The organism is Andreprevotia chitinilytica DSM 18519 (assembly GCF_000711875.1).
GTDB lineage: Bacteria > Pseudomonadota > Gammaproteobacteria > Burkholderiales > Chitinibacteraceae > Andreprevotia > Andreprevotia chitinilytica.
The window spans coordinates 155811-181883 of record NZ_JONM01000001.1 but is presented as its reverse complement, the minus strand read 5'-3'; the positions used below and the strand labels follow the sequence as shown (position 1 = coordinate 181883).

General features: G+C 60.4%; 21 protein-coding genes. 10 read left to right on the top strand and 11 right to left on the bottom strand.

Annotated elements, in window-relative coordinates; genetic code table 11:
* Positions 1-147: 147 nt before the first annotated feature.
* Positions 148-1137 (top strand): lysozyme inhibitor LprI family protein, encoded by a 990-nt coding sequence (locus BR41_RS22520; protein WP_169741224.1) that lies wholly within the window; start codon positions 148-150, stop codon positions 1135-1137.
* A 19-nt stretch (positions 1138-1156) separates the two neighbouring features.
* Here the strand turns inward: BR41_RS22520 and BR41_RS00875 are convergent, their stop codons facing one another.
* Positions 1157-1654, bottom strand: coding sequence for a DUF3291 domain-containing protein (locus BR41_RS00875; RefSeq protein WP_051709685.1), 498 nt, complete (start codon positions 1652-1654; stop codon positions 1157-1159).
* A gap of 115 nt (positions 1655-1769) precedes the next feature.
* The gene (locus tag BR41_RS00870; protein WP_035051688.1) at positions 1770-2714 is read right to left on the bottom strand and encodes an alginate lyase family protein; all 945 of its coding nucleotides are present in this window, start codon (positions 2712-2714) and stop codon (positions 1770-1772) included.
* A gap of 242 nt (positions 2715-2956) precedes the next feature.
* Between BR41_RS00870 and BR41_RS00865 the strand changes: the two genes are divergently transcribed.
* The 5 genes from BR41_RS00865 (at position 2957) to BR41_RS00845 (ending at position 8345) form a co-directional block, all read left to right on the top strand.
* On the top strand, positions 2957-4153 hold the full coding sequence (locus BR41_RS00865) for an FAD-dependent oxidoreductase (protein ID WP_051709891.1): 1197 nt from the start codon (positions 2957-2959) through the stop codon (positions 4151-4153).
* On the top strand, positions 4150-5910 hold the full coding sequence (locus BR41_RS00860; RefSeq protein WP_035051684.1) for a flavin monoamine oxidase family protein: 1761 nt from the start codon (positions 4150-4152) through the stop codon (positions 5908-5910). The genes BR41_RS00865 and BR41_RS00860 overlap by 4 nt, the downstream gene beginning before the upstream one ends.
* Positions 5868-6899, top strand: coding sequence for a hypothetical protein (locus BR41_RS00855; protein ID WP_156970493.1), 1032 nt, complete (start codon positions 5868-5870; stop codon positions 6897-6899). The genes BR41_RS00860 and BR41_RS00855 overlap by 43 nt, the downstream gene beginning before the upstream one ends.
* Positions 6900-6907: 8 nt before the next feature.
* The gene (locus tag BR41_RS23405; RefSeq protein WP_084186742.1) at positions 6908-7294 is read left to right on the top strand and encodes a VOC family protein; all 387 of its coding nucleotides are present in this window, start codon (positions 6908-6910) and stop codon (positions 7292-7294) included.
* Between the two features lie 280 nt (positions 7295-7574).
* Positions 7575-8345 carry a hypothetical protein gene (locus tag BR41_RS00845; RefSeq protein WP_035051680.1) on the top strand — a complete coding sequence of 257 codons (771 nt, stop codon included), beginning with the start codon at positions 7575-7577 and terminating at the stop codon, positions 8343-8345.
* A gap of 102 nt (positions 8346-8447) precedes the next feature.
* On the opposite strand, the gene BR41_RS00840 is transcribed toward BR41_RS00845, so the two are convergent.
* From BR41_RS00840 to BR41_RS00805, 8 genes are all read right to left on the bottom strand, one after another.
* Positions 8448-9263, bottom strand: a complete 816-nt coding sequence (locus BR41_RS00840; protein WP_051709680.1) for an alpha-amylase family protein — start codon at positions 9261-9263, stop codon at positions 8448-8450.
* Positions 9264-9620: 357 nt separating this feature from the next.
* Complete coding sequence (locus tag BR41_RS00835; RefSeq protein ID WP_035051678.1) at positions 9621-11840, bottom strand: NfrA family protein; 2220 nt, start codon at positions 11838-11840, stop codon at positions 9621-9623.
* On the bottom strand, positions 11837-13999 hold the full coding sequence (locus BR41_RS00830) for a glycosyl transferase family protein (protein WP_051709677.1): 2163 nt from the start codon (positions 13997-13999) through the stop codon (positions 11837-11839). The genes BR41_RS00835 and BR41_RS00830 overlap by 4 nt, the downstream gene beginning before the upstream one ends.
* A 302-nt stretch (positions 14000-14301) precedes the next feature.
* Positions 14302-16533 carry a cellulose biosynthesis cyclic di-GMP-binding regulatory protein BcsB gene (locus BR41_RS00825; RefSeq protein WP_035051676.1) on the bottom strand — a complete coding sequence of 744 codons (2232 nt, stop codon included), beginning with the start codon at positions 16531-16533 and terminating at the stop codon, positions 14302-14304.
* Positions 16534-16570: 37 nt separating this feature from the next.
* On the bottom strand, positions 16571-17737 hold the full coding sequence (gene wecB / locus BR41_RS00820; protein WP_035051674.1) for a non-hydrolyzing UDP-N-acetylglucosamine 2-epimerase: 1167 nt from the start codon (positions 17735-17737) through the stop codon (positions 16571-16573).
* A gap of 511 nt (positions 17738-18248) precedes the next feature.
* Entirely contained in the window at positions 18249-20594 is a 2346-nt protein-coding gene (locus BR41_RS00815) for a CHASE2 domain-containing protein (RefSeq protein ID WP_084186740.1), read from the bottom strand.
* A complete protein-coding gene (locus BR41_RS00810) occupies positions 20594-22282 on the bottom strand; it encodes a FecR family protein (protein ID WP_084186739.1) in 1689 nt (562 codons plus the stop codon). Before BR41_RS00810 ends, BR41_RS00815 begins: the two co-directional genes overlap by 1 nt.
* Positions 22279-23004: a response regulator transcription factor gene (locus BR41_RS00805; RefSeq protein ID WP_035051668.1), complete on the bottom strand. Its 726-nt coding sequence runs from the start codon at positions 23002-23004 to the stop codon at positions 22279-22281. Before BR41_RS00805 ends, BR41_RS00810 begins: the two co-directional genes overlap by 4 nt.
* Before the next feature lie 128 nt (positions 23005-23132).
* Between BR41_RS00805 and BR41_RS00800 the strand changes: the two genes are divergently transcribed.
* Entirely contained in the window at positions 23133-23579 is a 447-nt protein-coding gene (locus tag BR41_RS00800; protein ID WP_245615773.1) for a DUF3224 domain-containing protein, read from the top strand.
* 35 nt (positions 23580-23614) lie between these two features.
* Here the strand turns inward: BR41_RS00800 and BR41_RS00795 are convergent, their stop codons facing one another.
* Entirely contained in the window at positions 23615-24292 is a 678-nt protein-coding gene (locus BR41_RS00795) for a winged helix-turn-helix transcriptional regulator (RefSeq protein ID WP_035051667.1), read from the bottom strand.
* A 116-nt stretch (positions 24293-24408) separates the two neighbouring features.
* Here BR41_RS00795 and BR41_RS00790 point away from each other — a divergent pair, with 116 nt between their 5' ends.
* The 3 genes from BR41_RS00790 (at position 24409) to BR41_RS00780 (ending at position 26055) form a co-directional block, all read left to right on the top strand.
* Entirely contained in the window at positions 24409-24936 is a 528-nt protein-coding gene (locus BR41_RS00790) for an SRPBCC family protein (protein WP_035051665.1), read from the top strand.
* Between the two features lie 159 nt (positions 24937-25095).
* On the top strand, positions 25096-25524 hold the full coding sequence (locus tag BR41_RS00785; RefSeq protein WP_035051656.1) for a YciI family protein: 429 nt from the start codon (positions 25096-25098) through the stop codon (positions 25522-25524).
* 108 nt (positions 25525-25632) lie between these two features.
* Positions 25633-26055, top strand: a complete 423-nt coding sequence (locus BR41_RS00780) for a VOC family protein (RefSeq protein ID WP_035051653.1) — start codon at positions 25633-25635, stop codon at positions 26053-26055.
* Positions 26056-26073 lie beyond the last annotated feature (18 nt).

Genomic DNA, 26073 nt, shown 5'->3' with positions numbered 1-26073 from the left:
GGTGTATCCATATTTTTTCACCATGCCTTTCATCTGCCCAACCAACACAAACAACTTGTAAAACAAGCGACAGCTTCAGCCGGTCTTAACCTAAGATGCAGAACAATAAACACCGTTGGCAAATGCCAATACCAATCGGGGAATGAATTGAAGCCATTGCTTGCAGGTCTCGTTGTTTTCGCAGCCGGGATATTCTCAGCCGGGTTTGCCGCCCACGCAGCCAGTTTTGATTGCAACAAGGCCGCCACCCCGACCGAGAAAGCCATCTGTGCCGATAAAACGCTTTCCGCACTGGACGAACAGTTGACCCACGCCTACAAGCAAGCGCTGACACGGGCTGGCGATAGCCCCGCCAAGCTCAGGGCCGGTCAGCGAGCCTGGTTGAAGGATTTAAGCAATGAATGCCGCAATGGCATCGATTGCCTGAAGGGCCGCTATACAGAGCGGATCAAGGAACTCGATAACACGAGCGTCGCCCTGGCAACCGGTACGACCTATACCGGCTCGAAATTCAATATCGGCAACGCCTCGAAACAATACGATTTCGTGTTGAGGATGCGAGATAAATGCGATCCGCCCACCCAAGCGGACGACGGCACGTGCGAAGGCCCCGGACAGGTGCAGATTTATGCCAAGGGCGGTAAATCGCCACTGCAAACCATCAATATGGACAACATCTACGTCAGCTTTTCCAAATCGAAACAGCCATTGACCAATAGCGCTGCGATGTATGACTACCAAGGCGTGATCAATGTCGGCGATTTCAATTTCGACGGACAGGAAGATATCGCGATCCAGAACGGCAATAACGGCTCATATAGCGGCCCGAGTTACGACGTTTATCTGTTCTCGACCAAAACGAAGAAATTTGAATACAACGATTCGTTCAGTAGTTTGATTGAATCCACGCTGGGGTTTTTCCAGGTCGACCCCAAGCGCAAGCGCTTGGCCACCATGGCCAAGGACGGCTGCTGCTATCACGAATTCACCGAATACGCGGTCGTCAATAATGAGCCGGTCGCCGTCGCCCGCCGGATTGAGGACATGCGCAATGGCGACGGAGACACCGTGGTCGTGACCGAAGAAACGCTGGTCAATGGCAAATGGAAGAGCAAGACCAAGCGGGTGAAGCAATAGCGATCTATCGACGCAACACTCAAGCAGCCGGGCAAACATCGCCAAGTTCAATCGGCGCATCGCTTGGCTCGGCATCCGGGGCCGGGAATGCATGGCGGAAGGTGAACGCCGCCGCACTCGGGCCGTGTTCGCGCAATTGCATCAGTTTGGCTTCTGCCTCTGCCACATCCGGTCGATGGCCCTTGGGCACCCACCACAACACGAAGACCGCCTCAGCCACACGCTCGAACCACTCCTTGCGCCGCCGCAGGATTTCGACGTGGGCCGACTTGTAGACGTACTCGTTGAGCGAGGCCACATCCTGCCATACCGACATATTGACCAGTGTGCTGTCGCCCATCGGTCGTAGCGCAGTGGCATCACCCTCATCGGATTGCAAACGCCACACAAAGCCGGGTGATGCTTCCGCCAACGCGTTGATGCGGTCGAGGTTCGCCACGAAATCCGCCATGACCGGCGAATCCAGCGGTTCTTTCATGATGGCGATGTTCAGTTGGGCGAGTTCGTAGCGGGACATGGATGCTCCTGTTGAATGTGCCGGTGAATGTGCAAATCCGGTGACCACCGAAGGCCAGATACATTGCAGTGATGCACCACCACTTCAAGCGGCGCGTTGTGCAATCAACATCGAGTCAATGCGGCAAGGTGCCGCCCCAAGCCGCAGTGACATTGCCGCCAAGCCGCCATTCGCTAAAAGGGCGGCGCGGTGCCATGAGCGGCGGCAAGCGGCTGTCGCCGGTACGCGTGTAATAGGGCTCCACCCACGCGAGTTCATCTTGAAATGTCCAGGGGAACAGCGTCTGCGCGACCGGCGAGACCGTTGCAAAGCTGGCCGGGTTCTGCACCGCATTGATCACCAGATTGGCCAGACGGCCGATGGCATTTTGATTCTCGGCATAGAGATCGATGCCTTGCCGCTGCACCAATTCAGCCGTGAAAACCAGTGGCAGCAATGAGAAGACGTGATAGTGCAGCGCCCGTTCGCCGCGCTTGAGTTCCCGTTGCAATTCGCCATGCGGGCCGATGTCGTGAATCCCTTCACGCGCCCGTGCAATTCCGGCGTCGATCAGATCCTGCTGCTGCGCCACCGTACCGATCGCGACCAGATTCAGCCCGGCCCAGTAGACCAGATTGTTGTGCAAATGGTTGATGGCATCGGCATCACGCGTTGCGATGGCGATGCGGGTCAGCCACGGGGTGATGGCAGCAAGGCGATTCGCGCCCTCCCCTTGCCCGTCTTTAAGCAGACGTAACAGCACGAACGCGAAATCCGTCCCGGCCCAGGAGCGCTCGTAGTAGCCCTGATATCCGCTGATCGGCCCCATCAAAGCATCGGCGCGTGCCCAACCTTCCAGCAGGTCGAGTACGCAAGTCCACTGCCTGGCATCTGCCGCCTTGTTGAGTTGATCGATGAAAGCACGCATGGGCTTCACCGCCTGCTCGTAGCCGGCGGGGTCGTCGTAAAAGCCGGGCGGATCGATCGATTGCAGCGGCGGCGGCACCGTGCAAGCAAGCGCGGCGTGACTGGTGCCCAGCACAACCGTCAGGGTGAGCAAGAGGGTGTAGAGGATTTTCATCTTTGTGCCGCCTTCGCTGATTGGCCGATGTGCTTTGCCGAGCAAAATAACACACAAAATTGTCAGCTTAGTAAGTGAATTTATTATCAATTTCTTTCTTATTTAATAAATATTTCTTTCTAAAACAGTTTGAAATGGGTTCATATCCAAACTAAGTTTTGCTTCGGAGCGAGTAAGTGCTTTCCCAAACAAGTACGTTTGCCGAGAGCGAATCCAGAACCAAAACAGACAGAGGAATGGACATGGCTTCATATGATTTAATCGTCGTCGGTGGCGGCTTGATTGGCCTATCCACGGCCTATAACGCGGTCAGCCCGTACGGCGGGCATCCGGTACTGGACGGCGAAAAAGTGCTGGTGCTGGAGCAAGACGCCTTTTTCAACCAGCGCGGCAGCACGGCCGGCGCATCGCGGCAATTCCGCTTTCAGTATTCCGAGGAATACATGACGCAGCTGGTGATGGCGGCGGTGCCGGAGTGGGCCATGCTGCAAAAGCAGACCGTCACCGAGCTGATCCCCAATGTCGGCTGTCTCTGGTTTGGCGACCCTGATACGCCCACGACGGAAGGCGGCATCAAGCCGGCGATGGAAACCATGACCCGCCTGGGCGTGCCCTTCCAGCGGCTCAACTGTCGCGAGCTGGAAGAGTGGTACGGCTTTCGCAATCTGCCCGGCAATTACAGCGGTTTCTTCCAGCCCGGTGGCGGCATCATCAACGTGCCGGCCACCCTGCAAGCCATGTTCAACATCGCCCACAACCACGGCGTGCACCTGAAAGCGCATCACAAAGTCCTCAAGATCGAATCGGACGGCAAAGAAGTCACCGTCATCACCGATCAAGGCACTTATCACGGCAAGAAGCTGGTGCTGACCACCGGCGCATATGCCAACACCTTGCTGGAGCCGCTTGGCGTGCAGATCAACCTGTCGATCTGGAACATGGTGTCGGCCTACTTCCGCAAGACCCGCGCCGATATCGATTACCCGACCTGGTTCGCCTTCCAGAAAGCCAACGCCGCCAATGCCAACCTCTATTACGGCTTCCCGGAGGCCGACTGGTCGCACCCCGGCTATATCCGCGTCGCGCCGGATTATCCGTACCAGATCATCGATGAACCCAGCCAGCGCGTACCGCCGACGCCGGAGGATTTCGCCGGCACCAGCGCCTGGGTGGCCAACCATATGAGCGGCCTCTCACCCGAGCCGGACTTCACCTCGTCCTGCATGGTCGCGCTGCCGGCCGGCGACCAGCAATTCATCCTCGATACCCTGCCGGGCTATCCGAACATCGTGCTGTTCACCACCGGCTGGGCCGCCAAGCTGGTGCCGCTGCTCGGCAAGATTTGCGTGCAGCTCGCCCTCACCGGCCAGACCGCCTACCCCATCGCCCCATTCGCAATCCCGCCATCCGACATCACCGCAACCGGAGAACGCAAATGATCACGCTCAACGACATCCCTCACAGCACCGGCAGCCAGCCGAATCTGGAAATCGACGTCGCCGTGATCGGCGCAGGCGTATCCGGCCTGTACACCGGCTGGCGGCTGCTCGGCGGCGAGTTCAAACCGGACGGCCAACGCCCTGCCAGCGTGCACGTATTCGATCTGGCCGACCGGATCGGCGGGCGGCTGCTGTCGATCAAACTGCCGGGCATGGATGTGATCGGCGAGCTGGGCGGCATGCGCTACATGACCTCGCAGGAAATGGTCACCTCGCTGATCCAGAACGTCTTCAAGCTCCCCTACGACGACTTCCCGATGGGTGATCCGGCCGATCTGTATTTCTACCTGCGCTGCCAGCGCTTCCACGCCGATGCGTGGACCGATGCCCAGGCCAAGGGCGAGAAATTCCCGGTGCGCTACACCTTCAAGCCGGGGCAGGACGGCTTCAGCCCGGATCAGCTCTTCAACAAGATCGTTTACGACGTGCTGATGGCCGACCCGTGGTTCGCCGAGAACTATTCGTCCTTCGTGCAAAAGGATGGCGAATACATCTACAACTTCCGCCTCACCAGCCGGCAATGGAATGAGATCAAGCCCGAGCTGACCTACTGTTTTGCCGACAGCCCGTTCAACGGCATGAAGGTCAACAACATCGGTTTCTGGAACCTGATCAACGACCGGGTCGGCCAGGATGCCTATGATTTCCTCGCCGATGCTGGCGGCTATTACTCCAACACCATCAACTGGAACGCCGCCGAAGCCTTCCCGTACATGGTCGGGGACTTCTCCAACGCCGGCACCGAATACCGCACCATCAAGGATGGCTACGACCAGATCGCCTACGCGCTGGCGCAGGCTTATACCGGACTATCCGGCTCGCAACTGTGGCTGGAAAACCGCCTGGAAACCTTCACACGCGCGGACGACACCGGCTACCGTTACCAGCTCACCTTCTGGAACGAGCAGGGCAAATATCACTGGCACGTACGCGCCAACACCATCGTACTGGCCATGCCGCGCCGCTCGCTGGAACTGCTGGACCAGCAGAACTTCTTCTTCCACAAGGAAACCGCCAGGGAACTGCAGAAGAACATCGCCTCGGTGATCATGGAGCCGTCGTTCAAGCTGCTGATGGGCTTCGATGAACCGTGGTGGACAGAAGACTTCGGTGCGACCTCCGGCGAATCCGTCACCGATCTGCCGATGCGGCAGTGCTACTACTTCGGCGTCGACCCCAAGAACAGCCACTCGCTGTTCCTCTCCAGCTACAACGACATGCGCACCGTGCCGTTCTGGCAAGTGCTGATGCGCAACCGCGCCACACTCGCCACCTACGAAACCCGCCCCACCCGGCTGGTCTCGCAAGCGCAAATCACCAGCTGGCACGGCCAAACCCGCCTGCCGGGCGACCCGGTGCCCAAGGCCATGGTGGAAGAAGCCATGCGACAAGTGCGTGAACTGCACGGCCCGCAAAACCAGATTCCCGACCCCTACATCGCCCGCCTGCAAGACTGGACCGAAGACCCGTACGGCGGCGGCTACCACGCCTGGTGCGCGCACGTGTCGGTGAAAGACATCATGCCGTACATGCGCCGCCCCAAACCGACGGAGAGCATCCATATCACCGGCGAGGCCTATTCCGATGCGCAAGGCTGGGTGGAAGGCGCGTTCTGCGTCACCGAACTGATGTTGCAAGAATGGTTCGATATGGCGTGGCCAAGCTGGCTGAATCGGACTTACTACCTGGGCTGGTAAGGCAGGCACTGCAGCTTGGTGGCAGAACCGCTCCCGAATTCGGGAGCGGTTTTGTTTTGCCCGGAGACTCCCGTATATTGCATACCATTGAATCGAAGCTGATTGCCGCTCTTCACCTGACTCGCATTCATAACGCATCGCCAGTCCCAAGCGGACAAAATGAATCAGTAACCAAATTTCTGGATAACCACATGCGCCCAGGCTGGAACCCAACTCGCAGAAACAGGAATATTGGCACGAAAGCGCAAGGGTATGGATCAAACAATAAGCTGACCATTCCTGAATCATGGCATCAACCTAAACGATTCTATGAGAACCTAAACGCGTTCAAAGTGATTACTCGCACAATTGCTGAGCGTGATTTCCATTTCTTCATCGAGCCAACGAAGCCCGATTGGTTTTATCCATGTACCGTAGACGACATTTGCAAGGTACTGTCGCATTGCCCTCCTGAAGCGCTTGCTGCATTTGATCTCATCGTTATGCGCCAGCCGACTCGCAAGCAGCGCATCCTGAGTCCTGTTTGGGGACGTGCAATTTTTTTCTTCGATATCAATCAATACAGCGGCCCGGCAATTGTTATTGAGGCGCAAGACCTTAGTCCAATTGGATGGGGAAAATCAATCGATCCTGAACTGACTCGCGAGCTTGAACGGTTACGTCGAGATGGACACGAAGTTCGCAATACGCGACGAGGTCTGGAAATCCGCGTGACGCCGACTTCATTACGCAACACTGCCTTGTATCGCACACTACTGCATGAGCTCGGGCATCATGTCGACTACCAGCGCAGTACCGAAGATGAATGGGATCAAAAAACTCGAACAGAGAAAGAAGATTATGCGCACAAGTATGCGTTAGAGGCATATACCCTTCTTGCAAAACAGGGCGTTTTGCCTTTTGATCTAATCATTGATGAGCAATCTCTTCAATCGGATGATCTAAACCGGGATTGGTTCTACCTTCCCGAAGATGACCAAGCGACCTAAATCACGCCATGCCCATTACCGGATTCAATCACTACAACCTTCGCGCAGACCGCCCGATGCTTGATGTGCTCTGCGATTTCTACGTGAATATAATTGGCTTGCACCTTGGCTATCGGCCGCCGTTCAGTAGCTTCGGCTATTGGCTCTATATCGGACACCAAGATGTACTTCACCTTACTGAAGCGGGACCAGATGAAAAGCGTCTGATAAATATGCTCAACACATTCGATCATGTCGCATTTTCATGCACTGACTTACCAGCATTTGAAACTCGTTTAAGTGAATTCAATATCAGCTACCAAAGTGGCCTTGTACCGTTAACTGGTCAACATCAAATATTCTGCTCTGACCCGGCAGGCAATGGGGTCGAGCTGAATTTTGCAGAAAGCCCATAACTCGTAGGGCGCAATCCCCGCAGGGCATTGCGCCGCAGCTCGATCATCGTAATGAAAGGCAAAGGCGACTTCATTACCGTCAATTGGGGCATCAAGTATATGCTTCGCATGGCAGAATGATCGGCCCTCTGGGTAGCCAATCAGCCATTTTTATTCCAGGCAATAACGCGGCGCAATGCCCTGCGGGGATTACGCCCTACGGGCTGGGCTATCCACAATCGCCCCCCTCTAATACATTAGGCATCGACTACCCTTCCCTGATCGTTACAAAGGATTTTCAATGGCAATTGATTACTACGGTCTGTTCCCCTGCAAGGTTCGCGAGACGATCTCCGATGCTGATCTACTCAGAATGGAGAAGGCCCGCAATCGAGCCAACGCAGTGCTGGACTTGATGCGCAACAATCCACAGACCGCCACGGACAAACCGGAATCGGAGTGGACTTTCAAAGCTGTCGTGCTGGGGCCAAACGGGCCGCAAGAAACCGAGATGCGAATTGCCGACTTGCTTGCCGAGGCTGCGCCGTTGGAAGCGTTGGCCGGCCACTGCGCCAACTGCCCGGCCAATGTCCGCTCGGCTGATTTTGGCTGTGGTGGTGGCATTCATTACCCCATTACGGCGCAGGCCGAGCGTTGGTTGTTGTCGCGACTTCCTGATGACTTGAACTCCGCGCCGGGCCAATTGCTCATTCGGGCAATTGCCGATTTTGGCTTCGACGGCGCCGATATTGATGCCGCCCGCAACCGCAAAGAACTGTATGAAGCCGGCAAGCCGCTGGAGCGGAAATGGGGTGGTTTCTTTTCGGGGAAGACAAGAATTACCTCAAGCCAGATTCTGCATATGGCTTTCGGTGTCGGCAGCCTGCAACCAGCGCATGCAAAACTGATTGCCTATTTTCTTGGGTTTGTTAATGACGATTTCAACATTGCTGATAACCCGGCAAATCAGCCTCAGCGTGGTGACGATGACAGAACGGTTGAGATGAAATATTTCTTTTCGGTCGCGGCACACTCCGGCACGAATAACGTAGCTGTGCTGGTTGATGCCTGACCTGATGGCATCGCATTTGCAGGCGATGCCACCAGCATCATGATCCGGAGGACGAGTTGGGCTTGCTATACCCGTCCTCCGAAATACGCTGGGTCATACTGATCAAGGAAGCTGCAGCGATGCCCGCAGCACTTCAACAGTTTCGTCGCTCACGTAATGCGGCCCATCGAACAGATACACATCCCGACCGCCATAGTTGGCAAGCTGCGCCGTGAGTTCGGCTGGCGTTGCCGCCCGGAAACCGCCGCCGATTTGCGGGCGGAAGGCTTCGGCGATGAGGCGGAGGCGGGCTTTGCCAAGGCGTTTTTCCAGCGCATTCACGTAGTCGAGCGCAACGCGGGGTTCGCGAGCGTAAACACCAACGCCATCCTGAAAGAACACGCCGACATCCGCCGGCAGCCATGTCGCTAGAAAGTTGCCGAGTTCGGCGGGGCCGAGGTTGGCACTGTCGTAGGCACTGATCCACAGCGGACGTGGCAGTTGTGCCAGAAGCGGGCCGAGTTTGCTGGCGTCTTGCCAGGTGGGATCGACTTCGACCGGGAAATACCAACCAACCACATGCAGCGGCGTGGGCTGCGCGGCAAGGCAACGCGATTGGGCGATCAGGCTATCCAGTGAATTGCGGGCTTCTGCCTCGTCGAACTTGCCAGCCAGCCCGAGAATGACATCCTGCGCCCAAGGTTCTTGGGCGATGCGTTGCCAATCTGGCAGTACCGGTACCGGCGCGCCGCCGCAGCCTGCAATAAAGGCACTGCCGCTGACTGTAGTCCATTGCACCAATAAGGTATGCGCGCCGAGCCGATCCCATGTGCCTTTGGGATTGGCGGTTGCGTTGTCGGGTTGCCATGCGATGCCAGCGATGTGTACCGGGGCATGGGGTGGGGTTTGGCAGGCGGAGAGCGAGAGGGAGCTCACCATGAGGCAACACAGGGCAAGCAGGCGGTTTGGCATGAGCGGGAATGGGGGATGCGCGAGTAGGTGTTTGGCAGCTTAGCGCAATTGCGTGTTGCGCCCTCGCCCCGAGACCTCTTCCGGCCATAGCAGGGCAAAGTTAAAACCTTGCACACGAAGGCGAAAGGAAAGAGTCGCGCGACGTTGGGGTTTTCTCCCCTCTCACATCCCGTGCAAGGCTTTGCCTTGTTCAGGGACAGTGGGAGAGGGTTAGAGAGAGGGTGCCAGCAAGGTCATTGAAGGTTGCACGACCCTCACCCCCGGCCCCTCTCCCACAAGTGGGCGAGGGGAGAAAACCCGAGGGCGTTTGAGAACGCCAACCGATCAATAATAAAAAATCCCCCGCAAAAAGAACCCGCTCCCTCGCTCATCACCAGACACCTTGATGCGGTAGTGCATCGAAAGATCAAAGTACGAACGCGGTGCGGTGTAGTGATCCTCACGGAACCAGTAGCGCACGTTCACGCCGACGCCCGCGCCAATCGCCTGCCGGGTAGCAAAGGCGGAGCTGTAGTCGATACCGAGCACGGCATGCGGCCAGACCACGGCTTTGGCGGAACCGATGTCGATGACGGGCATACGGTAGCTGCGGCCGGCACGCCATTCGGATGTGGCGTAGCGGGTGCCGGCTTCGAAGTAATGGCCGGCTTCGGCATTTACGTCTGCTGTCCACCACGACGCCGCATCCACACGCAAATCAGTACCTTCGCCGAGCGAATAGCCGACCCGCGCCAGCCAATCGGATTGGCTGGCATCGCCAAGGCGGATCAGGCGTTCGAACGCGAAGGTGAGGTTTTGCTCGGTCAGCGGCTTCCAGCGCGCACCGACTGCGCCTTGCAGGCTGGCCGAGCCGGTGGCGTAGCCAGCCTTGCTGTAGAGCGAATCGAACAGGCGGGCGTAGAAATCAACGTAAGTCCCGTTGCCGGCGAGTGCGAGCGGACGCCAGAACACTTCCCCGCCCCAATACAGGCTGTCGCTTTGTGGATTGGTCGGGGCGACGCCGGTCAAGCCGCCCGCACCACGATAACTGAGGGAGGTATACGCCCCCCAGCGGCGTTCCAGATCGGCGACGGCACGGCGGGTATCGAACAGGGCTTGCGGCGCGAATTCCAGGCTGCCTGCGTCATTCGCATCAATCGCCTCGCGGAAGTAATGGCTGGCGTCCGGCAGCGCCTCGGCCCGTTGCGCGGTGTAGGCGGCATCCAGCAGCGCTTTGGCCGGCAATTGCTGGGCAGCATCAGCGCGGTTAAAGGCTTGATGGGCGGCCGCTGTGTCGTCGGCGGCCAAGGCCAGATAGGCACGTTCCACGTCTGATAGATCGGTAAAACGGGCGAGTGCAGCGCGGGCATAGCGGCGGGATTCGGCTTGCTCGCTGTTCGCCGCCAAGGCGCTGATCAGCAACTGCAGGTAGCTGCCGTTATCCGGCGCGATCATCACCAAGGCACGCGCTTTGGCGACCGCTTCGGCGTAATCGCGCGCGGCCATCGCTTTGTACGCTGCGGCGGCGAGCGAATATTGCGGATTGCTGGCAAGCCGCGCCGTGCACTCGGTCGCGTCGGCCACGGTCTTGCAATTGAGCGTTGGCGGCACGAGGGCCGTGTGCAGTGCATTGTCGCCAGGGTTGACCACCTGTAGCTCGGCCAGTTTGCGGCGTTCGGCTACATCGGCATCGGGTGAATCGATCGCCAGCAAGGCATCCAGCGCTGTTGCGCCCTCACCCGCCGCCAAGGCAGCGTCGGCCATGATCAGGGAGAGATTGCGGCTGGCTTTTGCATCCAGTTGGCGGTTGCCTGCCAGCACATAGTCGTCCTTCGCCCCGGCGCGATTGCCTTGCGCTTGTTTGGCATAGGCGCGCATCAGCAGCGGGGTGATGTCGTTGCCGTCTCGTTCGATGGCGGCCGTGGCGGCGGCTTCGGCAGCCGGGTTCTGTTGATCGCGCAACAGCGCATCGATCAATAGCAAACGGTAGGACATCACGCCCGGCGCGTAATCGATGGCGGCCTTCGCTGCGGTAGCCGCCTCCGGCCAGACTTGTTTTGACAGCGCCTCATACGCACGTCCGGCGGCGGCCAGTGCCAATTGCCGGCGCAGCAGATCGCGTTGCGCGCTCACCGCGTCATTCGGGCCGTCGCTGGCGAGCGTTTCGTCGGCTAAGCGCAAAGCATCGTCGAATTGGCCGGCGTGCTGCAGGCGGATGATCTCTGCCAGCTTGGCTTGCACCGGTGATACCAGCTGCGGCGCGGTCGAAGGCTGGACGGGTTTCACGGCCTTGCGTACCGAGCGCTTGTTCGCTGCCGCCTGTGCATTGCGCAGCAAGACCTTGAGCCGCGCCACGTCAGGCCGCAGGCGGATGGCTTCGCGGGCGTTCTGAATCGCGGTCGGGTAATCACCCCGGTCGTAGGCTTGGTAAGCCTCGTTGGCAACCTGATACGCCGGCCCGGTCAGTGGCAGTTCATCGGCAAATGCGCTGGCTACGGTCAGGGCGAACAGGCAGCCCACCAGATGGCGCGATTGAGTTCGGGTGTAAGTGGATAAGCGGGTCATACCGGCAGCGGTTCCTCGTCATCGAAGCGGACGAGCTGCGGCGCAACCGCCCTCGCCTGCTGTTCCTTGATCGCCAGCTCGATCGATGCCCGCGAAACCACACCGCGCTGGACGAGATAATCGCCAATGCGGCCATCCCGATCCGGGCGGTAGGCCACCAGCGCATCGTCGAACTGCTCGCGGCTGATGAGGTTGTGTTCGATCAGCACATCACCAATTAACGGCCTGCCGATCGCTTCAAATACCGTCTCGCTGCCACGCAGCAGGCGCAGGCCGGCGCCGATTTCGCTTTCCCGGGCGATGTGCTGGGCGATATCGCACCCCGTGGCGGTGCGAATCTGTTCGATGGCTTCGTCGGATAGCGGGTTGGCAACGGCGAGCTGCAGCAATCCGTCGTCCGACTGGCCAATCGGCAAGGTACGCCAGCGCACGCAATATTCTTCCGGCAGCAGCTCGGCATTGGCGCGCAGTTGCTCGGCATCGACTTGCGCGCGGGGCAGCTCAGCCTGAAAGGAAATCGCCTCGGCCAGCGTTTCGTCATCCAGCCAGCCTTTGGCCAGCAAGATGCGGCCGAGCGGCGCTTTGTGCTGCGCCTGATCGACCAGCGCGGCTTCGAGTTTGTCGGCATCCACGGCTTGCCACGCCAGCAGCAATTCACCCAGCCGTTGCCGCTTTTGCGCCAGTTGGGATGAGGATGGAAAGTCGTGCATGGTTTTGTCCCACACCATGCGTTTACCGAACAACAGATACGCCAGGAACATGCGCCACGCCCGCGCCACGGCCATGAAATTGATCACGTTGCCGACCACCATGCGCGGGATCGACATCAGCCCGTGTTCCCAGCCATAGAGCTTGGTAACGAAGTAAAAGCGCTGCACCACGCGCAAGCCCAGCGCCACGGCGGTGAATGTGGCGACGGCCATCAGCCAGCTGCCGGGTGCGAAGATCGGCGGAAAACGCATCGTCCACACCCCCGTCAGGGTGGCGACGTACAGCAGCATGAACTGGAAGAACAGCAGATAAGCAAAGATGCTCACGAACGAGGTGATGATGCCTTTGCGATCGCGAAACAACAGGTACTTGGTGGCGAGCGAACCGCGCCAGCCCAAGTGCTCCCAGCTCTGCAGCCCGATGCCGAGCACCCAGCGCGCCTTTTGCCGGTAGGCGGTGCGAAAGGTATCCGGGAAGTATTCGCGCACGCACAGCGCCATATCCAGCGTCAGTTCACGCGTGCGGCCAAAGCCGAACCAGCTGCTGCGCAGGGCGCGGAACTGCACCGGGAAGCGGGCAAAGATCGAGTTCATACCCAGCTCGGCCAAGCGTGCGCCGACGTCGTAGTCTTCGGTCAGACTCTCGGTATTGAAGGGTTGGTTATTGGTCTGATCCGACAGCGCCTTGAGCGCCCGGCGCGAGAAGCACGTGCCCACCCCGGCCGACGGCACCATGCCGGACACGCTCTCGCGCACCACCAGATCCTTGGCGTGCCATTCGGCGAACTCATCCATGTAAGTGCCGGCCACCAGCTCGTACCACTCGCGCTCCAGCGAGGTGACGGGCAACTGGATCATGTCCTTGCGGGGCAGCAGGTAATTGAAGAACTGCAGCTCCATCGGGTGCAGCACGTCTTCGCTGTCGTGCAAGATCACCCCGGCGAATTCCATGTTGTTTTCCTGCTCGTGCAGGAAGATGGCCTGGATGATCCAGTTGAGGCAGTCCGCCTTGCAGGTCGGGCCCGGATGCGGCACTTCCACGCGCTTGAGCTGGCGATAGCGGCGACGCATGCGCTCGACTTCGGCGATGGTGGCGGCGTCATTCACGTAGGTGCCGACGAAGACGACATAGCTGCGGTAGTCGAGCACGGTGACCATGTTCTCGATCATCTGCGCGATCACATCGTATTCGAGCCACGCCGGCACCATGATCGCCAGCGGCTGCTCGGCCCGCGCCTTGAGTTGCGCAGCGGTGAGCGGCTTGTAGCTGTTGGCCCGCTTCACCGTGAGCTTGCGGTAGATCTCGCGGGTCCAGTACCAGGCGTCGATGAACAGGTCATCGAGGCTGGAAATCAGGATCAACACCGCTGCAACGGCAGCGAACGATTCCAGCGCACTGTAGTAGTGGGCGAAGTAGATTTGCCAGGGTTGGGCGGTGATCTGATCCATGATTTGGGGCCTGTTTGGGTTTTCTTTGCGGCGTTTGTGATGTCGGAAACTGCTCGCGTGTCGCACATCCCGTAGCCCGGACGGCTTGCCGGCCGGGGGCTTTCCACCGGCGTCACCCCGGCCGGCAAGCCGTCCGGGCTACGGAGTTGGTAATGCGCCTGCGCATAGGATGGGTTAGGCCAACGGCCATAACCCATCGGGCAATGTGACTCGGGACTCCGCCGCGAATAAGGAGCAGATTGCCCTCTCCCCCGGCCCCTCTCCCGCAAGCGGGCGAGGGGAGCAATGCGGTGCGGTGGTGCTTAATGCCCTTCCCCACCCGCCTTGCGCCGCCGAACCTGCGCCACCCGAGCCGCAATCAACACGAACGCCACCACCCCCATAATCACCAGCCACAAGGTCATATGGCTTTCCCACAGCGACTGCGGGTTGCCCTCCTTGGCGAGCTTGCTGCCGGTCGGGTCGTTGGTATCCAGCTGCGATACCGGGCCGCCGTCACCTAATACAGCCACGTTGCCATGCGTCAGGCGGAACGGTTGATCCAGCGTTGGCGCGGCCTGGCCGACGGTGCGGTAAAGGATGCCGGTCTCGCCTGCGGCGGTGACGACTTCAACCGTCGCGACCCGATCCAGCCCGTTCAGCGACAGCACCGGCTCCTTGGCTTCCGCCGTCAAAACCAGGCTGCCGTTGCGGGCAGTCACGGCGGGTTTCACGTCGGCCAGGGCGGTATCGAAGGCCAGGAAGGCGTGTTCAGGCTTGGCCTCCTCGCCGGCTTTTGCCAGCTGCAACGCGGCGCGTTCCGGCGAAACGCCAGCGGCATCGGCCAGCCGGATCACCAGCGGCAAACTGGTGGCCGAGCTGTTCAACCAACCGGCCGGCACCAACACGCTGCTGTCACCGGCATACCGGCCGGCCATGCCGACGAAATCATTGCCAGCGGCGATTTTCTTCAGGCGCAGATGGCTGCTGGGTAGCAGCGACACCGGGAAAGCCGTCGGCTGATCGTGGCAGCGCAGTTGCGTCGGCTGGCGCAAGAAGGCGATGCGGATTTCATTACGGGCAGCCAGGGCATAGCGCGGGATCACGGCGGAAATCCGTTGCGGGCGGCCATCGGCGCGCAGGTGTTCGGCCCCCAGCAGAAAGTCGTTCAGGAAGATCGAGGCCACAGGCGCTTCGCCACCGGTATTCGGCGCGGCGGAGACATCGAAGACGATCTCGGTCGGCAAGCTGCCATCCGCGCCCAAGGCACCGATATCGAAGGTGGCGCTGCGGTCGGCGCGGGCGATCACGTCCAGCGTGCCGGCGGTGCCACCGAACTGAGACAACAACACCGTGGCATCGCCCTTTTCTGGCGCGGTGGCCGCGTTGATCGTCAACGCCTTGCCCTGCGCTACCGGCCGCCACAGGTTGCCGAACAGCCCGGCCACCTTGGCACCCGCATCACCGGCAACAGCGATCACCGGGTTGCCGGCCAGCGCCGACAACTGCACTTGATCCTTGCCGGGCAGTTGCCCCAACAAAGGCGAGGCGCTGGCTTGCCAAGCGGTGTAGGCCGCAGCGGCATCCGGGGCGGATGCTTTGATCTCGGTATTCAGCGCATCCAGCGACTTGCGTAGGCCGTCCTGCAAGGCTTGGTCGTTGACGACCAGATCGGCACGCAGCGGGCCTTGATTCCCCAAGGCAATCAGCGCGCCCCGCTCGGCATCGTTCTTGATGTGGTGCTGCGCTTCGCCGCTCGCCAGCGCGGCAAAGGCCGGGATGCTGCGCAAGCTGGCCGGTACGTTGAGCTTGCTCAGATTGACCGTATCGCCAACGGCTGGCAGCGCCCGCAACTGCACCCGCTTGCCGGCGCGTTCCAACGTCACGCCAACGCGCCATGCGGTGTCATACGACGCCGGCGCAAGTGCCCCCGCAGCGACCAGCAATACCGGCGCAGGCGGCAGCGCGCTCCAGGCCGTCGTCAGCGTTTTGATCGCGTTGCGGTCGTAGCGGTAGCTGAAACGCGAATCCGGCGCGACTTGCAGCGAGTTGCCGGGTGCGCGTTGATCGGTGCACATCAGCTCGGACACGATCGACGACCACGTGATGCCGAAGCGGACAAAACCACCGGCACGCGGCAGGCCGTCGATGCCGACCGACTGGCTGGCATCGCCTTGCGCTTCGGTCAGGCTGCGGGCGGCCACCGGGTAGCCATCTACCGCCAGCGTCATCGAAGTGCGGCCACCGTCGGCACGCAGGTACTTGGCGTTGAACTGCAGCGTGGCATCCGCCAGCGGCACACCGGCCGGCACGGGTAGATAGATTTCGCTTTGTTTGTCCGAGCCGGTGAGCACCGTCGGGCGCACAAAGCCCAGTTCGGCGAGGCTGACCTGCCGGCTAACCCAGTGATCGTCCGCCCATTGCTGGAATTGCTGTGCCGCGCCGCTGGCCGCCCAGGCGGAGCCGGTAAGGGTCAAATAGGCAATCAGCCCGAGTACGGAGATATCGCGCCGCAATGCCGTAGCACTGGGGGTAGTCCTGAAAGAGGGTGTCATGTTTTCGTCCGCGCAAATGAAAAGGAGTCGGGCTGAATCAGGCGGGCTGGCACGTTGCATCGCTGTGCTGTGGGCTACCGAATTCGTCGAAGGGCTGGCCAGTGAGGGCCGCGATGATGCGAGCCGAGGCATGGCCATCGCCGTAGGGATTGCGCACCGTAGCGAATTGCTGATGCACGTCGGGCTGGTCGTACAACTCGTTGACGGCGGCGACGATGCGGGCGCTGTCGGTGCCGACGAGGCGCACCGTGCCGGCCGCAACCGCTTCCGGGCGTTCGGTCACATCGCGCATCACCAGCACCGGTTTGCCCAGCGACGGCGCTTCTTCCTGCACGCCGCCCGAGTCGGTCAGGATCACGTGGGCTTGCTGCATCAGCCGCACGAAGCTCAGGTAATCCAGCGGTTCGATCAGGTGCACATTGGGCAGCCCGGCCAAGGTGGCGCGGACTGGGCCGCGTACGTTCGGGTTGAGGTGCAGCGGGTAGACAATATCGATATCCGGCCGGCGCGACAGATGAGCCAGCGCATCGCAAATCTGCGCAAAACCCGCGCCGAAATTCTCGCGGCGGTGGCCGGTGACCAGCAGCATCTTGCGATTGCGCGGCCGGAATGGCAGGTAGGAATCGAGCTTGGCGCACAGCTTCGGATCACGTTCGATGCGGGTGGCGGTGTGGCGTAGCGCATCGATCACGGTGTTGCCGGTGACGACGATGCGGCCGGCGAGGTTTTCTTCCAGCAGGTTGTCACGCGATCCGGCTGTGGGTGCGAACAGGTAGTCGCTCACCACGTCGATCACGCGGCGGTTCATCTCTTCCGGCCACGGTTGGGAGAGATCACCGGTACGCAGACCCGCCTCAACGTGAGCCACCGGAATGCGGCGCTGGAACGCGGCCATCGCGGCCACCATCGCCGTGCTGGTATCGCCATGCACCAGCACCCGATCCGGGCGAACGGCATCCAGCATCGGATCGATCTTGGCAAACAGGCGCTCGCACAGGCCATTGAGGCTTTGATTGGCGACCATGACATCCAGATCGTGATGGGCCTGGATATCGAACATCCCCATCACCTGTTCCAGCATGCTGCGATGCTGGCCGGTGGTGCACACCACCGATTCGATGCCGGCTGTGTGGCCCAGCGCACGCACCAGCGGCGCCATCTTGATCGCCTCCGGGCGAGTACCAAATATGGAAAGAATCTTCATCGCAGTCCCCAAGCAGGCCCTTGCCGTTAGGCAATCCCGCAGCAATGCGCCCCTCGTGTTTTTTTGTCAGCTGCAAGCTGACAAGACACTCCACTCGGCGCTCCGGACTGATCACATCTGGGAGCACATCAGGGAGCGCATGCGGGCGCGAATCCAATGACAAATCCACGGCCAAGCCTTCTGAAAGCGCGTGAATTTATGACAAGCGGGAATGTAATCGGGGATGCCTTAGAAAACGACCGAATTGACATTTGTTGACAGAATGAGTGCGGGCAGCCCGTAACCTGCAAATTCGCAAGCCCACCACGCATCGCCCCGCGCGAGTCAAACGACCCGCCCTGCGAAGCTGACCGCAATCAAACAGCAGTTTTTGATTGTTAATCCGGGAGGGGTGATCCAGGGATCAGCCAACCGTAGCCCGGACGGCTTTGCCGGCCGGGGTTTGCCTGTCGCAAAACCACGACCGGGTCTGCTCACACGGCGGCGGCCCCGGCCGGCAAAGCCGTCGGGGCTACGGGTTGGGCGAAGCGGGGCTTTCGAACAAACCCGGCAAGATCAAACAAAACGCCGAGCTGGCAGCGGGAAAGGCGTGGATGTCCATATAGCCTTGATGCCGGCGAACGGCGACTTCGACGAAGGCCAAGCCCAGCCCTACCCCATCGCTGGGCAGGCCATCGGCACGGCTGACGCGTTTGAAATGCGCCAGCATTGCCCCCTGTTTGGCCGCATCGATGCCGGGGCCTTCGTCGTGCACGCACAGCGCCCAATCATCGCCTTGCCGCGTCAGCACGCAACGCACCACGCCCTTGGGTGGGCCGTATTTGAGTGCGTTGTCGATCAGGTTGGCGACGGCGCGGGTGAGGATGGAGCGATCCGCCCAGCACCAGGCGGGGCTGTCCGGCACTTCGGTTTCGATACGGGCGCCGCTGGCGCTGGCCCGATCCCAGAATTGATCGGCGGCATCGAATACCACATCGATCAGATCGAGCGTATCTAACGTGTAGTCGCTCGATTGTGCCCGCACCAGATGCACGAAGTCATCCGCCAGCGCCAGGGTACGGCTGGCGTGGGCGGCGATCCGATCCAGCAAAGGATGCGACGCATCGGCGTGATCGCGCCGATGCAGTTCGATCAGCGCCAGAATCGACGATTGCGGCGAGCGCATATCGTGCGAGAGGAAGTGCAGCGCTTCTTCTCGCTGGCGTTGCGCACGCAGCAAGCGGGAAATATCCACGAAGCTGAAAATCCAGCCGATCTGCTCGCCTACGTGATTCCGCCGGGGAATGATCTTGAGCAGCAGGTCTTTATGTGAGGCATCCGTCACCCGATATTCGCGGACTTGCCGGAATGGCTTGGTGAGATCGGGCAATGCATCCGCATCGCTGACGGGGGACAAGCTATCCAGAACCGGCTGCACATGCTGTTCGACGCCGGGGCTCGTGGTCTCGAAATAGCGCTGTGCGGCCGGGTTGGTGAGCAACACCGCGCCACTGATGTCCGTCACCAGCACGGCGTAGTCGAGGCTATTCATGCTATCGCGCACAAAGCGCTGCAAGTCGCGCAGTTGTTCGATGGCATCGCTCATCGCATCGATGCGCCGATCCAGTTCGTCGCCCGGCACCCGGCTCAAGGGTGCAGTGGCGAGTAGTTTGTCCTCGCGCCGGATGCGTACCAGCTCGGCCGCCAGATAACTGAGCGCAAACTCCAGCCGCCGCCAGACCCACAGCGGGTAGACCGCGCCAATGCCGACAAAGGCGGCCAGCGGCGCGAACTGCACGCCAAACAATCGTTGCGCCCACCCGGCCGCCAGATAAGTGGCCGCCATCAACAAGGCCATGGTGAGCAAGGCCCAGCGGGAGCGGATGCTGTACAAGGCCAGCAGAGCGATCAGTACCGGCAAGGCGCAGAACAGCGCGTTTTCCCATGCCTCGGCCTTACGCAGATGCACGCCGCGCTGCAGTGAATCCAGCACATTGGCGATGATCTCCACGCCGGGCATCAAGGCATTCTGGCTGGCAATCGGCGTGGGATAGGCATCGCCCAGGCCGGGCGCGGTGACGCCAATCAATACGAATTTATCGCGCAGGAAACCGGCCGGCAGGCGGCCAGCCAGCACGTCGGCATACGACACGCGTTGAAAATGCCCCGGTGGCCCGGCGTAGGGAATCTGGATCTGATAATCACGCGACCAGAACGCCGACAGGTCCGACCCGCAACAGGCGGCCTCGTCCGGGCGGCGTTTACCCATCCATTGCGCAGGCGGAATCGACATGCCCGCCACATCCAGCAGCGCCAGCGACATATGGCTCCACCAGTTCGGTGCCAGCCCTTCACGCAGGAACACGCTGCGAGCGATGCCGTCGCGATCCAGTTCGATATGGATATGGCCAAAACCCTGCGCGCCTTGGGCGATCGCCCCGGTGGCAAAAACCGGTGCGGGGTCCGCGTGGCCTTGGCGCTCCATGCGCACCGGCAACACCACACGACCGAGCGCCAACAGCGCCTCGCCCAGTTGGCGATCGTCCGCTGGCTGCAATAGATCGGCTTCGCTCAGAATCAGATCGATGCCGACCGCACGCGGTTTTTCGGCACGCATGCGATCGAGCAAGGCGGCGTGAACGCTGCGTCGCCACGGCCAGCGCCCGATGCGATCCAGGCTGACATCGTCAATGGCGACGATCACGATATCGCTGGGCGCCGGCCGGGTATTCAACGCCGCCAGGTGGTCGACCATGGCGTTGTCCAGCCGCCCCAAGCCATTGAGATCGCCAAGGACGAAGACGCAGCCGATGACCAAAATCCAGAACCACGGCCAGCGCGGCAGCGCGATGCGCATGCGTTGAGCAAGCAAGCGCATCAGCGGGTCGACGAAGTCACCGACTGCCCGTTCCCCAAGCGCACCGGCCCGTCGCTCGTGCAGACAGCGGCGTTACCGTGAATGCGTCTGGCTGGCGAGAATGCCGAACGCAAGCCGTACGAATTGATGCTTTGCAGGCGCAGGTAATAGGCCCCGCACGTGGCCGGCAAATCCAGGCTCACGCGAGGTTCGGCGATTTCGACGGTGTATTTGATGTCCGCAAACGTTTGCTCGCTCGCCACTTGCACCAGAAAACGCGTGTTCGGCTCGGCCAGCCAATGCGCTTGCAAGCCGTTGTTGGAATCGAACACCGGTTCCGGCGTGCTCGGTGCCGGCACCGCCCGGAATCGGCTGATATCGCTGAACGGCCCTCGCTCCATCTCGCCGAGTGCGTTGGGCATCAGCGTAGCCACCCGCCAGAAGTATTCGCCCTCTTCGGCGGCATCCACGCCGAACTCGCAGGTGGCGGTATGCGATGTCGAGCTCGTCAGCAACGACGAGAAATCACCGTTGCGTGCGACTTGTAATTGATAGCCGCGGGCATCCGGCAAATCGGTGCACAGCAGGCGCACGCGCCCGAGACGCACGGCTTGATCCTGCTCGGGGGATTGGGCCAGCGGCGGGGCCGGTAGTGTTTTAACGCGCAAGGGCTGCACGCTTTCCATGCCGAACAAGCCGTTCTCGTCCAGCGCCCGCACACGCAGGAAATAGTCACCGTCTTGCAGTTGCGTGATCGTCGGCGGCAACGCGGCGGCATCATCGTTGAACAAGACCTGATCGAACTCGCGATCGGTCGCGATCTGCACACGATAAGCCACCGCACCCGGCACCGGGCTGATGGACAGCAGCAGTGGCAAGCGCTCAACCGGATTCGGGATCGTCGCCAAGTCTGGCGCGGGCAGTAGCGGATGCACGCTCGGCGCAGCGCCGGCACGCAACACAACCGCGCCCTCGCCTGCTGCCAGCATGGCCTCGTGATTGCCTTGCGATGCCAAGGCGACATGCCCTTCCACCACATCCGTCAGCGCCACGCGCCGCTGGCTGGACATCGCCACGCCAAAATGCGTGCCGCGCACGCCGGTCACAGCTAGCGGCGTTTGCACCTCGAAACGCGAACCGTCGCGCTGCGGCGTTACGCTGAAATCGAGCCGGCCATCGTTGAGCTTGAACACCGACTGGCCAAGATTCGCTTCATTGACTTCACGCATGCGCTGCACGCGGAACTCGGTATTGGCCGGCACTTGTACTTCTGAACCGTCATGCAGCTTGAGGCTGGCGAAACTGGCCGGACCGACACGTAAGGTATCCCCTTCGGCAACGACGCCATCGACTGCCAGCACCCGCAGCTGCCGCTTGTTATCGAGCACCGTTACCGTGCCGCGCACGTAAACCACCTTGGCGGTCTGCGCCACGCCGCGCAATTTGGAAACCGGCAGCTGGATGATCGAATCCGGTGGCAAGCGGGTCGGATCGGCCACCTTGTTCAGCTTGGCGAGCACGGGCCAATCGGCCACGCCACCCAGATAGCGGGCCGCCAGTGTGTAAAGGTTGTCGCCGCGTTGCACGCGATACGGCACGGTGCGCTCGGCAGCCAGGCCAAGCGTTGGCCCGATCAGGAGTGATAGCACGCATAGCGCAGTGATCGGCATGGACAGCCTGCGAGCGGGGCGGATCATTGGATTCCTCATGGTGCCTGCTCCTTGGTCATATCCCGGTCGTCCTCTTGCTCGGCCAGCGCTTCGAGCCGGTAGCCCTGCCCATACACGGCGGTGAGCCGATAACCGCGCACCGGGCGCAGATTAAGCTTGGTACGCAGCGACGAGACATGGGTATCGATACTGCGCGTCGGCAAATCCGCATCGATGCCCCACACGGTTTCGAGCAGATATTTGCGGGAGAGCAATCGGCCGCAATTGGTGAACAGGCACCGCGCCAGATCGAATTCCTTCTGCTTGAGCTCGATCTCTTGCCCGTCGAAAGTCAGCGTTCGGGTGGCCATATTGAACTGGTAGCCACCAAACGTGAGCAGCGGATTTTCCTGGCCGGGATAACTGCGGCGAATCAGCGCCTTGATGCGTGCCTTGAGCTCCTGCACCCGCATCGGCTTGACGATGTAATCGTCCGCCCCCGCCGATAGCCCCTCGACGATGTCCCGCTCTTCGGAGCGGTTGGTCAGAAACAGGATCGGCAAAGCGTGCTCGATATTGCTGCGCACCCAGCGCACCACCTCGATGCCGGAAAGATCCGGCAGATGCCAATCCACGATGAGCAGGTCGAAACTATCGCGCCGCAACTGGCGCAGCAGCGCTTCGCTGCGCTCGAACGGGATGCAGGCGTAGCCCATTTCCTTCACAGCACGCTGCACCAGATCGAGCTGGTATGGGTCATCATCGAGAGCGGCGATACGCATGGTGGGGGTCTCACTACCGGAAAACACAGAGCAATTCTGTATTCAATCAGGCATTACCTTAAAAATGCCCTACATTTGTTCCGCCCGGACTTTGGCGGTAGATTCAGCTCGCTGTCAACCAGACCAACATGTTTGCAACTGCCAAACCTGCCAAACCCAAGGAAAGCACCATGCGTTTTCATGCCAGCGGCACATTCGAAGTCAAACTCGTACCACAGCCCCTCGCCCATGCCGACACCGACGCAGCGCTGGGGCGAATGACCATCGACAAGACCTTTAGCGGGGATCTGCAAGCCACCAGCATCGGCGAAATGCTCATGGCGGGCACGGCGGTCAAAGGCTCGGCCGGCTATGTGGCGATTGAACGGGTGAGCGGCACGCTGCAAGGGCGCAACGGCACTTTCGTGCTGCAGCACAGCGGCACGATGAATCGCGGTGCAGCGCAATTGAGCGTGACGGTGGTGCCGGATTCAGGCACCGGTGAGCTGGTTGGGCTGGCGGGTACGCTGACCATCGATATCACGGACGGCCAGCATTTCTATGGGTTTGATTATTCGCTGTCGGCTGCGGACTGAATCGACACGTGTAGGAGCGGATTCCCTTTTTCGACTCAGCCCAGCGGCCAAGTCGCTGGCTCTGCCACGGGCAACGGGAACAAGGTGACGAAATGGCTGAGCACGGCTTCGTCGCCGTCGACGGCCAGATCGCCGGTGCTGATGGCATCAGCGAGCGGGCGACCGCCATAAACCAATGCACCCAGCGTGTTGGGGTCGGTCTTGACGACCACATCAGGCCGATCCGCACTGCCGCGCACCAGCACCATCTGACCATCGGCGATGTCGGCGTGAAACCAGTCCTCGCCTAATCTGATTTCGATACTGGTGTTCAGCCCGGCGGCAGCGTTGCCATCGAACATGGTGCGGAACGAGAGGATGAGGGAATCGATGCTGATCGGAGAACCGATCGGCAGGCATGGCGAGCGGGCTCCCCAACGACCGAGGGCCATGAGGATGGGCCCCAGTTCCAGCCCCCAATCGGTCAATTCATAGACCCAGGACGCCGCCGGTGGTGGCAACTTGCGCCGGCGCAAGACGGATGCCTGTTCCAGCTCGTCCAGCCGTTGCGTGAGCACGTTCGGGCTGATGCCCGGCAGGCCGGCGCGCAGATCGGTGAAGCGCTTGGGGCCAAGCACCAGTTCGCGCACGATCAGCAGCGCCCAGCGCTCGCCAACCAGATCGAGTGCGTGCGCTGCTGCGCATCCATCTTCGTAACTACGTTTACTTACCATGAGGGCATTTTAGCATTGATCCTACCGAATATCTTTTTAGTTGTTATTTAGGAGTTCAAAGTGCTAGGCTACAACCTAACAAGTTCAGATGCCCCACAACAAAGCCAGAGGAAAGCATGTTAAAGAAGGTTGTAATCATCGTCGTCGTGCTGATCGCCGCATTGCTTGTCTTCGCGGCGACCCGGCCGGACAACTTCCGCGTTCAACGCACCGCCAGCATCAAGGCACCGCCAGAGAAGGTTTTTGCACTGATCAACGACTTCCACCGCTGGGAAGCCTGGTCACCGTGGGAGAAACTGGACCCGAGCATGAAGCGGACTTTCAGCGGTGCGGAAAACGGTAAGGGCACGGCCTATGCATGGGAAAGCGAAGGCAAAGCCGGCGCGGGGCGGATGGAAATCACAGAGTCATCTGCGCCATCCAAGATCGTGATCAAGCTGGATTTCAGCAAGCCGCTCGAAGGCCACAACACTGCCGAATTCACCTTGGACGCCAAAGGCGACACAACCAATGTGACCTGGGCCATGTACGGCCCCAGCCCTTATATCGCCAAGATCATGGGCATCTTCTTCAATATGGACAGCATGATCGGCAAGGACTTCGAGACCGGTCTTGGCAACCTGAAAGCCGCCGCTGAAAAGTAAGCGGCAGCGCGTTGCGCGACATTTTCAAAAAAAAGAGGTTGGGTTTGTCGATTTCGCCAAACGCCATTCGTCGTAGTGATAGAGCGAGGATTGACCTCCAGTCGAATCCGGCCGGAAGCCTCGCTCCCAACCCATATTGATCCAAGAAGGACTCACACCATGCGATTCATGATCATCCGCAAAGCAGACAAAGACACCGAAGCTTATGTCATGCCGAGCGAAGAACTCCTCACCGCCATGTTGCAATACATGCAAGAACTGGCCAAAGCGGGCGTGCTGCTCGGCGGCGAAGGCCTCCACCCCACTTCGAAGTCCTCACGCATCAAGTTCTCCGGCGGCAAACCCACCGTGATCGACGGCCCCTTTGCCGAAGCCAAGGAGCTGATCGCCGGTTACACCTTGATCCAGGTGAAATCCCGCGAAGAAGCGCTCGAATGGGCCAAGCGCTGGCCCGCCCTGGATGGTAATGGCTCGGTCGAGCTGGAGCTGCGCCAGCTCTTCGAGAACGAAGACTTCGGCCCGGAACTGACACCAGAGCTGATCGAGCACGAAGCGGTCCTCCGCGCGCAAACCGCGGCACCGCGTTAAACATGAAGGACGGCACAGACCGCCCCTGACAAGCGCATCTAACAGATGCAAACACGGCGCGAGTCGGCCCGTCGCCTCGCGCAAAACCCAACCCCGATGGAGTGCACCATGACACTGAATTTTTATTTGATGTTCAACGGCACCTGTGAGGCCGCGTTCAAGTTCTACGAGAAGCTGCTGGGCGGCAAGATCGAAGCCATGCTGACGCACAGAGGCTCGCCGGTGGAAGCAGAAACGTCGCCGGAATTCCTCGACAAAATCCTGCACACGCGGATGACCGTGGGTAACTACGTGCTGATGGGTTCGGACAGCCCGCCCAATTACCACCAACCGGCACAGGGCTTTGCCGTCAATATCGGCATCGATGATGTGGCCGAAGCCGAGCGCGTCTTTACCGCCCTGGCCGACAATGGCCAGGTGAAGATGGCCTTTGAAGAAACCTTCTGGGCGACCCGCTTTGGCATGGTGGTCGATCGCTTCGGTACGCCGTGGATGATCAACTGCGGGTCGAAGCCGGTCGGCAACGCCTGACGCATCGTTGCCAGTGAA

What these genes read in the sequence shown, in the direction of transcription:
- BR41_RS00875 (WP_051709685.1), bottom strand. Translation starts at nt 1,654, where the DNA reads ATGTCCCGCTACGAACTCGCCCAACTGAACATCGCCATCATGAAAGAA.
- BR41_RS00870 (WP_035051688.1), bottom strand. Translation starts at nt 2,714, where the DNA reads ATGAAAATCCTCTACACCCTCTTGCTCACCCTGACGGTTGTGCTGGGC.
- BR41_RS00835 (WP_035051678.1), bottom strand. Translation starts at nt 11,840, where the DNA reads ATGACCCGCTTATCCACTTACACCCGAACTCAATCGCGCCATCTGGTG.
- BR41_RS23405 (WP_084186742.1), top strand. Translation starts at nt 6,908, where the DNA reads ATGCCCATTACCGGATTCAATCACTACAACCTTCGCGCAGACCGCCCG.
- BR41_RS00790 (WP_035051665.1), top strand. Translation starts at nt 24,409, where the DNA reads ATGTTAAAGAAGGTTGTAATCATCGTCGTCGTGCTGATCGCCGCATTG.
- BR41_RS00805 (WP_035051668.1), bottom strand. Translation starts at nt 23,004, where the DNA reads ATGCGTATCGCCGCTCTCGATGATGACCCATACCAGCTCGATCTGGTG.
- BR41_RS00795 (WP_035051667.1), bottom strand. Translation starts at nt 24,292, where the DNA reads ATGGTAAGTAAACGTAGTTACGAAGATGGATGCGCAGCAGCGCACGCA.
- BR41_RS00810 (WP_084186739.1), bottom strand. Translation starts at nt 22,282, where the DNA reads ATGAGGAATCCAATGATCCGCCCCGCTCGCAGGCTGTCCATGCCGATC.
- BR41_RS00800 (WP_245615773.1), top strand. Translation starts at nt 23,133, where the DNA reads ATGTTTGCAACTGCCAAACCTGCCAAACCCAAGGAAAGCACCATGCGT.
- BR41_RS00785 (WP_035051656.1), top strand. Translation starts at nt 25,096, where the DNA reads ATGCGATTCATGATCATCCGCAAAGCAGACAAAGACACCGAAGCTTAT.
- BR41_RS00815 (WP_084186740.1), bottom strand. Translation starts at nt 20,594, where the DNA reads ATGCGCTTGCTTGCTCAACGCATGCGCATCGCGCTGCCGCGCTGGCCG.
- BR41_RS00840 (WP_051709680.1), bottom strand. Translation starts at nt 9,263, where the DNA reads ATGGTGAGCTCCCTCTCGCTCTCCGCCTGCCAAACCCCACCCCATGCC.
- BR41_RS00865 (WP_051709891.1), top strand. Translation starts at nt 2,957, where the DNA reads ATGGCTTCATATGATTTAATCGTCGTCGGTGGCGGCTTGATTGGCCTA.
- BR41_RS00845 (WP_035051680.1), top strand. Translation starts at nt 7,575, where the DNA reads ATGGCAATTGATTACTACGGTCTGTTCCCCTGCAAGGTTCGCGAGACG.
- BR41_RS00830 (WP_051709677.1), bottom strand. Translation starts at nt 13,999, where the DNA reads ATGGATCAGATCACCGCCCAACCCTGGCAAATCTACTTCGCCCACTAC.
- wecB (WP_035051674.1), bottom strand. Translation starts at nt 17,737, where the DNA reads ATGAAGATTCTTTCCATATTTGGTACTCGCCCGGAGGCGATCAAGATG.
- BR41_RS00860 (WP_035051684.1), top strand. Translation starts at nt 4,150, where the DNA reads ATGATCACGCTCAACGACATCCCTCACAGCACCGGCAGCCAGCCGAAT.
- BR41_RS00825 (WP_035051676.1), bottom strand. Translation starts at nt 16,533, where the DNA reads ATGACACCCTCTTTCAGGACTACCCCCAGTGCTACGGCATTGCGGCGC.
- BR41_RS00780 (WP_035051653.1), top strand. Translation starts at nt 25,633, where the DNA reads ATGACACTGAATTTTTATTTGATGTTCAACGGCACCTGTGAGGCCGCG.